3 protein-coding genes and 1 pseudogene are annotated in these 8,369 nt (G+C 39.5%); 2 read left to right on the forward strand and 2 right to left on the reverse strand.

The annotated features are described in order from the left end of the window. The first annotated feature begins 185 nt into the window (after positions 1–185). Positions 186–2,063 (forward strand): Tn3 family transposase, encoded by a 1,878-nt coding sequence (locus NEPTK9_RS08340; protein ID WP_320412059.1) that lies wholly within the window; start codon positions 186–188, stop codon positions 2,061–2,063. 35 nt (positions 2,064–2,098) lie between these two features. Here the strand turns inward: NEPTK9_RS08340 and tnpC are convergent, their stop codons facing one another. Continuing rightward, entirely contained in the window at positions 2,099–3,379 is a 1,281-nt protein-coding gene (gene tnpC, locus NEPTK9_RS08345; protein ID WP_194848378.1) for an IS66 family transposase, read from the reverse strand. 261 nt (positions 3,380–3,640) lie between these two features. Between tnpC and NEPTK9_RS08350 the strand changes: the two genes are divergently transcribed. Then, positions 3,641–8,158, forward strand: coding sequence for an NACHT domain-containing protein (locus tag NEPTK9_RS08350; RefSeq protein WP_194848379.1), 4,518 nt, complete (start codon positions 3,641–3,643; stop codon positions 8,156–8,158). Positions 8,159–8,179: 21 nt separating this feature from the next. Here NEPTK9_RS08350 and NEPTK9_RS09760 read toward each other — a convergent pair. Beyond that, positions 8,180–8,369, reverse strand: a pseudogene (locus NEPTK9_RS09760) (IS1634 family transposase); the annotation flags it as partial.

Genomic DNA, 8,369 nt, shown 5'->3' on the forward strand with positions numbered 1-8,369 from the left:
TTCTTTCTAGATTCCATATAAATCCTTATCTGTTGCTTTGTAATCTTTTTCCCTGTCATATTAACCTCTCACTTTCATGCAAGAGATCTTAATTCAAGGAGTTTCTTACCGGCAAAGATAATTGTCGTTAAGCGGCAATCCTAATTGTCGCTCAACACCACTGTAAAAACCCCGAAACAACAACGATCAGCGCCTTTAAAAAGACCTTAGAAATCGATAAAATTGAAAAAGCCATAGAAAACTGCACAACGCTGAATAACCTAGAGACAAATGGATATTACAATGAGCTCATGACAAGGTACCATAACCTTCGCCAATACACCAAAAGGTTTTATAAGTTAGACTTCAAAGCGGTCAAAGGAACCGAATACCTTCTGAAATCGATCCAGATTCTCAGGAAGCTTAATGAGGGGAAAATCGATTCTCTCCCCCCTGATGCTCCCACAAGCTTTATTCCAAAAGAGTGGAAAAAGCATCTCAAAAATGATGATGGGAAAATCATCCAAAAAACGTGGGAGATGGCGCTCTATATTGCTGTCAAAAAGGCCCTTGGCAGCGGAGATCTGTACATCTATCAATCTAGACACTATCGCGACTTTTGGAAGACAATTTACGATAAAAAGTCCTGGGAAGAAGAAAAAAAATCCCTCTATGTACAGCTATCTTTACCACACCGATTCAAGGGAGTTTTGAACCAACTGAAGAAAGAGTTTAACCATTATCTAGAAGAAGCGCGGAAGAGCATTCGCAAAGAGGACTTTGTTTACCTAAACGCTCAAGGGAATCTAAAATTTCATAGAGATCAAGCCTTAGCTATTCCCCCAGGAGTAAAAACCCTAAAACAAATCCTAGAGTCATTTATGCCAATGACACGAATAGAAAAGCTCCTAGCAGAGGTCGATCAAAAAACAAACTTTTCAAGTCATTTCCAGCCCCTTATTGGTCATAAGCAAAAATCTGATCCCCCTCCAGAGCTCATTTATGCTGCTATTATTGCCCATGGAACAAACATAGGACTCCATGGAATGGCTTACAGTTCAGAAGGCATAGATCTTGATCCTTTACGAAGGGTTTCTAGATGGAATATCCATGAAGAATCACTCAATAACGCTAACGCCGCTATAGTCAATGCCCACCATCAAGACCCATTAAGTAAAATCTATGGGAGTGGAATTAGAAGTGGCTCCGATGGTCAACGCTATGGGATGCAAAAAAGCTCGAACCTTGCAGCCTACTACCCCAGATACTTCGGATACTATGACAAGGCAGTCACCCTCTATACCCACGTCTCTGATCAGCATAGCGTCTTCAACACACAAGTCATTTCTTGCTCCTCTAGAGAAGCCACCTATGTCATCGATGGTCTACTAAGAAACCGGACAATGATTAGCCCTGAGTTTCATACAACAGATACCCATGGGTTTACTGAACATGTCTTTGCCCTATGTTTTCTCTTAGGATTTTCTTTTCAGCCTCTCCTTAAAGACATTGCATCTCAGCAACTTTATAAAATTGAGACAAAAAACCATGGAGAAATGAACCACCTATTTTCAGGGACAGTAGACATTCAGCTCATTGAAGAACAGTGGGATCAAATCATGAGAGTTGTTGCTTCCATAAAAAATGGGATTGCTCCCGCCCATGTGATCGTCAATAGATTAATCAGCCGCTCCAGATCAGATAGGCTAGCTCAAGCTATCACATCCCTAGGAAGGCTCATCAAAACGATCTATATCTTCCGATTTTTTTCCGATAAATCTCTTCGATATGAGGTGCACGGCCAAAGAAACCTAGAAGAATCCCGACACGCCCTCGCGAAGCACACATTTTTTGCCGATCAAGGGGTGTTTAAAACCAGCGACTATGAAGAGATCATGAACAAAGCCAGCTGCTTAGGGTTAATCTCCAATGCGGTCCTCCTTTGGAATACCATAAAGATAAGAGAAACTATCGAGAACTTAAAAGAGCAAGGGCACGAAGTAAATTACTCTCACCTAAAAAGAATCTCTCCTTTGCTCCGTAAACATTTCATTAGCCATGGGACCTATAATTTTAAGGCTTGATTATGCGTCCAATATGCTAACCCAACTTTTGGTAGTTATGCGCCCCATACCCGAAATCGATCTCCTCTTTCGCTTTTTGAGCCATAGCTTATTTTTCTCCATAAAACGATTGCTCTTAAGTCTCTTTCTGCTTGATTATTAGTTGGCTCTACCCCTTCCCTGGTTACAAAAACCCAGAGCTTTTTCAACCTTTTTAATAGGGATCGAGCGAACCCTCTTAGAGAAGAACTATGAGCATTTTTCAGAGCTGCAATAGCTAACCCATACTCAAATTCATCTCGGTAACGCTTACTTGAGTGCCTAAAGCTTCTTTGGCTTCTTTTTTTTGCTTTGTACTCTCCCCATAAGAGGAAAATTTTGTCTAAGCATTCGAGCATCACCTTTCCCCATTCTCCATCGAGCTGAGCTCTTTGAGCAAACCTTTTCAGATCTCTTCTAATATGGGCAAGACAATACTGATGGGGCCCTTTAAAGTTGTAAATTGCCAACCTGTCTGTGATAAATATTGATCTTTTGTTGGTATTTCCTAGCAGACTATCTCGGTATTTGGCACCCCTTCCTTCTTGGATCTTATATAGAGATTCTTGGCTTGTTGACATGACCCAAACAAACTCTCTTTCTCCCCATAGGCTCCAACCTGTTTCGTCTATATTCTTTGGTTTGCTGGATAGGCGAACTTTATCTTCGATCTCTTTGTAAGCAGGTTTTAGCGCCTCAGATACACGACCTTCTATGTTGCTTTGTGTTCCTACTGCTGCTTTAATGCCAAAACCCTGTTTAAGAACATCAAGGCAAACTCTGCGAGGTAGCCTGCATGAACCAGATAAAAATCCCATAAATGCTGAGAGTTTTGTTCCAAATGCAGATAGCCCAACCTCTTTTGGGAGATGGGGAAGTCGGTATTTTTTGCAGCAAGGGCAGTAAAATTGTTTCCGGTTATACTGTGTGACTATATAGGGCTTTTCTGGAATTTTAACTTGCTGATGGACAGATATTTTTCCTGTGGGTCTCACCTCTTCAGCACAATTAGGACACTGCTTAGCTTCTATATTTACAAATTTATCTACCTCTTCTAGTGCAAACAGTGGGCGAAAATGCCCTGGATGTCCTCGCTTTGCACCATTTTTCTTACGCCCCTTCTTTGAGGCTTTTTTATCTGATGAAGGTGGTTTGGAGCTGTTTTTAGAGTTTAGGTTGAGTTGCTCTTCCAGCTTGGCTATCCGTTCTAAAGCGAGCTTCAGGGCTTCCTGTGCCTCTTTTAAAGCATTACGAGTCTCAGCTAATTCAGTTTCTAACTCTTCATACGTCGGTTTCATATCAATTAATCGTAATTAAATTTTGGTTATTAGTTCAACTATTTTTTAGCTGCCACGCAAATTTTTCGATCCCCTGAACAAATACTAAAGATGGCTAAAACAGATTATGCAAGAAGTGTGAAAATAATTCTTAACACAAAAAGAGGAGTGCGTTAGAATGCTTGCGTATGAGTGTTTAATAGGCCTGTAAGGATCTGGTAATAAACGCTTAAGATAAATTTATAATCCACGTTTGCTTAGAAAACGTAAGGAAAGACATCTTTGATTAAGGTTTTTTGGTTAAGCTTTTTCTTATTTACAAGAGTCCTTCTTGGAGAGTTTTCTGACAATAAAAGTACCTTACTAGACAGCTTTATTTCGATAGGATTTAAGGATAAGCAAGAAAAAGCTAAGAGGCTGTTCAAAGATGAAGAAATTTATAAGTATGCTCTTAAGGTTTTAAAGTCTATAGAAGAGATAGATTGTCAGATATCTCTTGAAATTGAAGAGTATAAACAAGGCGAGCAGGCCCATAAAAATTCCATCCTTGGGAAGATCGATTACATTCTTACCGAGGTTATTTCTGATGAAAACTATCCGCCCTCACCAGACTCCCTTGCTTTAGATTCACTTAGCTCTTTTTTAGATCCGATTAGACGAAAGTATGAGCACCTTAAAGCTTTTTTTGATCAAGATAAAAAAGATCAAGAAGAGAAAGAAAGAAGGCTGTTGTCCTTATATGACAAGAAGAAAACTCAGCTTTTTAAGCTTGAACAACAAGAACTTCATCGAAGTGTGATTTTTAATGATTATCTAGAAAGACTGAGGGTTGAGTTTGAAAAAACTCCCCACAAGAGCGCTTACTGTGTCTATGCCTGGCCTACCGATGAAAGGCGTGAAAAGGAAAAGTGGGTGCAACCTTTCCTAAGGGCTTTCAAAAAATCTCTGGGAAAGGCTGGGTTTTCAAAGATTGGGCTTGATATTGAGACCAATCGATATGGGAAAAATATCAATAGCTTTATGAAAGGGGCAGAAAGTAGCGACTATGTTCTTCTATTTGGGACAGAGTCGCTTTTTGATAAACATGATAAGGGGATTTCTGCGGTATGTACAGAACTTAACCATATCATTCGTAAACGTGAAAAAGATAATAAGAGCAGCCTTACGCGTGTATTTCCTATTTTACTAAGTGGAGAGCATAGAAAATCTTTTCCTGTTGGCTATGAGAGATTCAGTACCATTAGAGACTGGCGGGAAGGTGGGTATTTAAAGCATTTTCAGGACCTGTTTATTGAGTTGCTGGGGCTTTGTCCAGAAAAATTTAGAGAGAAAATGGAAAAGCTTTGGGAGGAGTCTTCTCAGGCCTACCCTGAGAGAAAAAAGGAGCTCCGCTTGAGGTGGTTTGCTGAAAGAAGAGAAGAGCTAGAAGGGTATCGATGTAATAGAGATTTTATTGGTCTATCCAATTTTTCAATAGAAGGTAGAGATATGCTTCCTACAGTTGAAGATCTTTCTAAACACCTTCAGAGTTACTACAAAAAGCAACGCACATCGGTCTATAAGGTAAGAGATAAAAAAGCCTGGCAAATTTTTTTCCCGATTGAGGGAATTTATACTAACCTTTTCATGATCGATAGCCTTGGGAAGAAGGAGATCCCTGAAAGCTCTCTCCGAGACAAAAGACCGCACACTCATGAACTTCTTTTTGGCCACAAAGAATGCATTCAACCCCAGAAGCTTTTTAATTATTCCAATCTCAAGAATGCTTCCTCAAAAAGAGTTGCGATTACAGGAGCTGCAGGGGCAGGGAAAACAACATTTTGCCAAATGGCTGCGATAGAAGGGACTAATCTATGGCCTGAATTTAATGCCGTTTTTTTTGTTAAATTTCGGCATTTTAAAGAAGTCTCAACACTTGATCCTTATGAGATTTTAGCCAAAGGAGGTGGTTTTGATTTAAGAGAATATAAACATCTTTTAGAAGATTCCATGTTTAGAAACAAAGCTCTCTTGGTTCTTGATGGATATGACGAACTAGCCTCTGAAGAAGAAAATGCTTTTTATGAACTCCAGTCCCTTTTCCCCCATATTCTTGTCACTTCACGTCCAGCAAAAATTGACATGGATTATGTCCGTGAGCTAGAAATTATTGGCTTTGATGAAATGAGCATTCAAACATATATAAACAAGTTTTATCTATCATTAGTTGAAAAGAACGAGCTGACCCATGAAGAGGCTGAGCAAAAAGCTAAAAATCTTCAAAGGGAAATAGACCAAAGACCAAATCTAAAAAGCCTTGTTAAAATTCCACTCAATCTTGCCCTCGCCTGTTCTCTTTTTAGAGAGGATGAGACATTTTTTGACTCTAATCATACACTTTCTGTCACAGGCTTCTATATTGAAGCCGTTAGTTGGTTTTACAAGCGGTATCAGTTGCGCTCTAGAAAATCTAGTTATTTAACTCGAAATATCCGCCAACAAAAAGATCCTCGAAAGGATGATCTGAAGATCAAGCGTTTAGCCGAAGTTTTAGAAGCTATAGCTTGGAAAGCAATGGAAAGTAGTGCTCTTTATCTAGAACAAGATGACATTGAAGATATTATCGAAAAAAAGGGGGGAAGGCTTAATGACCTAACAGATATAGGGATCATTAACATTGAGGACGAAAAAGGAGAATTTATTCACCTAACTTTTCAAGAGTATTTTGCAGCCTCTCATCTGGCTCAGTTTTATCTAAATGGAAACTATAAAGCGGGTCGGGAAATTCTACAGAAAATCAAATTTGATCCTCGCTACACCCTTATGCTAAGAATGACATCTGGGCTCCTTTCGCATACGAAAAAACAAAGGCCATTTCAAGCTTTTTTTGACGATCTATTTTTACCCCCCAAAGATTTAGCTCATGGCTACGAACTTCGCCTTCTTGCTCAGTGCTTCGAGGAATGTTTATATCCACAGAAAATAGATCAATATGAGGGTTTTACAAAAAAAGTTGTGAACTACATGCAATCTACCTTTCCCGAAAAAATCTACTTCTTGTTAAGGCATAATGTAAAGCTTGCGAATCAGCCAATCATTGTAGAAGAGATTTCAAGGCAGCTAAGGAGCCCCAAAAAGCAAATGGGAATACTCGAAGGCTTGACAAGTCTAGCATCAAATGGGCAGCTTTTTCCAGCTGTTGGAAAGGTGGCATTAGAAATGGCTAGAAATACGGGGTTAGATAATGAAACTCGCGCAAAAGCCGCGCTAGCATTAAGAGTAACCAACAAAGAAGATTTTGGCAAGAAGGAGTTAGAGTTTTTAATAAAAACTCTTAAAGAAAAAGAGGTTAATAATGACGTTCAAGTCACGATTAGTTTTGCTTTAGCGGAAATTGTTAATGAGGGAGTTTTTAATGTAGAAGAGGCAATGCAAGGATTGATAGATGTCACTAAAAATAAAGAGGAACAAAACACTGTTTCGTGGTATTCCGGGCTCTGTTTAGGGGTTATTGCTAAGGAAAAGGGGATTCTTGGAAAAAAGGCATGGGAGGCATTGCTGGAAATTGCTCAGGATAGAGAATTTGAGGGCAGTTCTGTAGCTGCTATGTTTGGTTTTAGTGTCTGTGCTAAAGAAAAAAACTTTAAGGATAGTCGAGTGTTAAAGATTTCAGAGCAGATTATCAAGACTAAAGAACTTAATGGGAGTTGTTATTGCCACACTGCTAGAGTTTTAAAAGAAATAGCTAAGACTGGAGGACCCCTTGCAGAAGCAGCAATAAAAATATTGGTAGAAGCAGCAAAAGACAAAGAGCTTGATAGGCACGCTTTAATGTGGACTATTGAGGCTTTAGGAAAAGTTTCCAAGGGAAAAGGTCCTCTAGGCAAGAAGGCAGGAGATGCTTTGGAAGAAATAGCTGTAGGATGTGGTCTTGATGAATGCACTCTGGGTGATGTTAGTCAGGCTTTAGCAGATATTATTAAGGGAGGGCGTGTTCTTGATAATAAGACAGTTAAGGTTTTAAAAAAAGCTGCTCATAATGAGTCTCTTGGCGCATTCGCTAAAGTCAGGGTCGCTTCAACTTTAGCAAAGATTGATAAAGGGCTAGGACCCACTGCTAAAGAAGGGACAGAAGTTTTAGTTGAAATAATATGCAATAAAGAGCTGGATCTTATTATTCTGGAAGTAGCTGTTCAAGCTCTGGGAAAAATTGGTAGAGAAAATGGAGGGATCTCTAAAGAGGGAGCACAAGCATTAGTTGAATTGATTAAAGACAAGGAGAAGGCTGTAACTCTTCGGAGAGAGGCAGCAGCAGCTTTAGGAAGGATAGCAAAAACCATCCTCACCAAGGAAGAAATGCAAGTTGTAGTTGAGCTAGTCAAAAGCGAAAGGGTTGGATTCACAACTGCTGATGGAGTTTACCCATGGTGTGACACGTATATCTTAAAAAAGATTCTAGAAAGTACGGGGGTCAGAGAAGCATTAGAAATGATGTTAGAAATTATTGAAAGCTCAAAATTTAAGTACCCTGATTTTTCGCTTGTTTTTCAGGATATAGAAAAAATAGAATCGCGTGATTTAGCTATGCTTATTAAAGATAATGCTTCTAGCCGTTTAGCACTGAAAGCCTGTTACCTTACTGGAAGAGCGTTTTTTATTAGCGGAGACAAGATTGTAATCAGTGATGGTCGGCAACAGGTTGAGGCAAATGCCAGTAGTATTGATACCAAAAGGCTTGCGTCTGTTCAAGTTGAAAAATCCATTTTGGAAAACAATATTGAAGAATGCCCAAATGGTGTAGAGGAAGCATCACTTAACTAGATCCGGCCCATGTTCCGCAAGTCATGCTGCATCCTCATATATTTTTTGGTATACCGGTCCCATTAAGCTGAGTATGGTTATCCTCACTGCATTGAGGTTTAGTACCATTTCGGCAACCCCTTGATCGGTTGTTTTATAGAGAATATGAACTCCCTCAAAGAGTTGATAAATCCACCTCATCGTGGGTTTCTTTGTTGGCTGGCCTCTCTGG

This window comes from Candidatus Neptunochlamydia vexilliferae, from assembly GCF_015356785.1.
GTDB classification, from domain to species: domain Bacteria; phylum Chlamydiota; class Chlamydiia; order Chlamydiales; family Simkaniaceae; genus Neptunichlamydia; species Neptunichlamydia vexilliferae.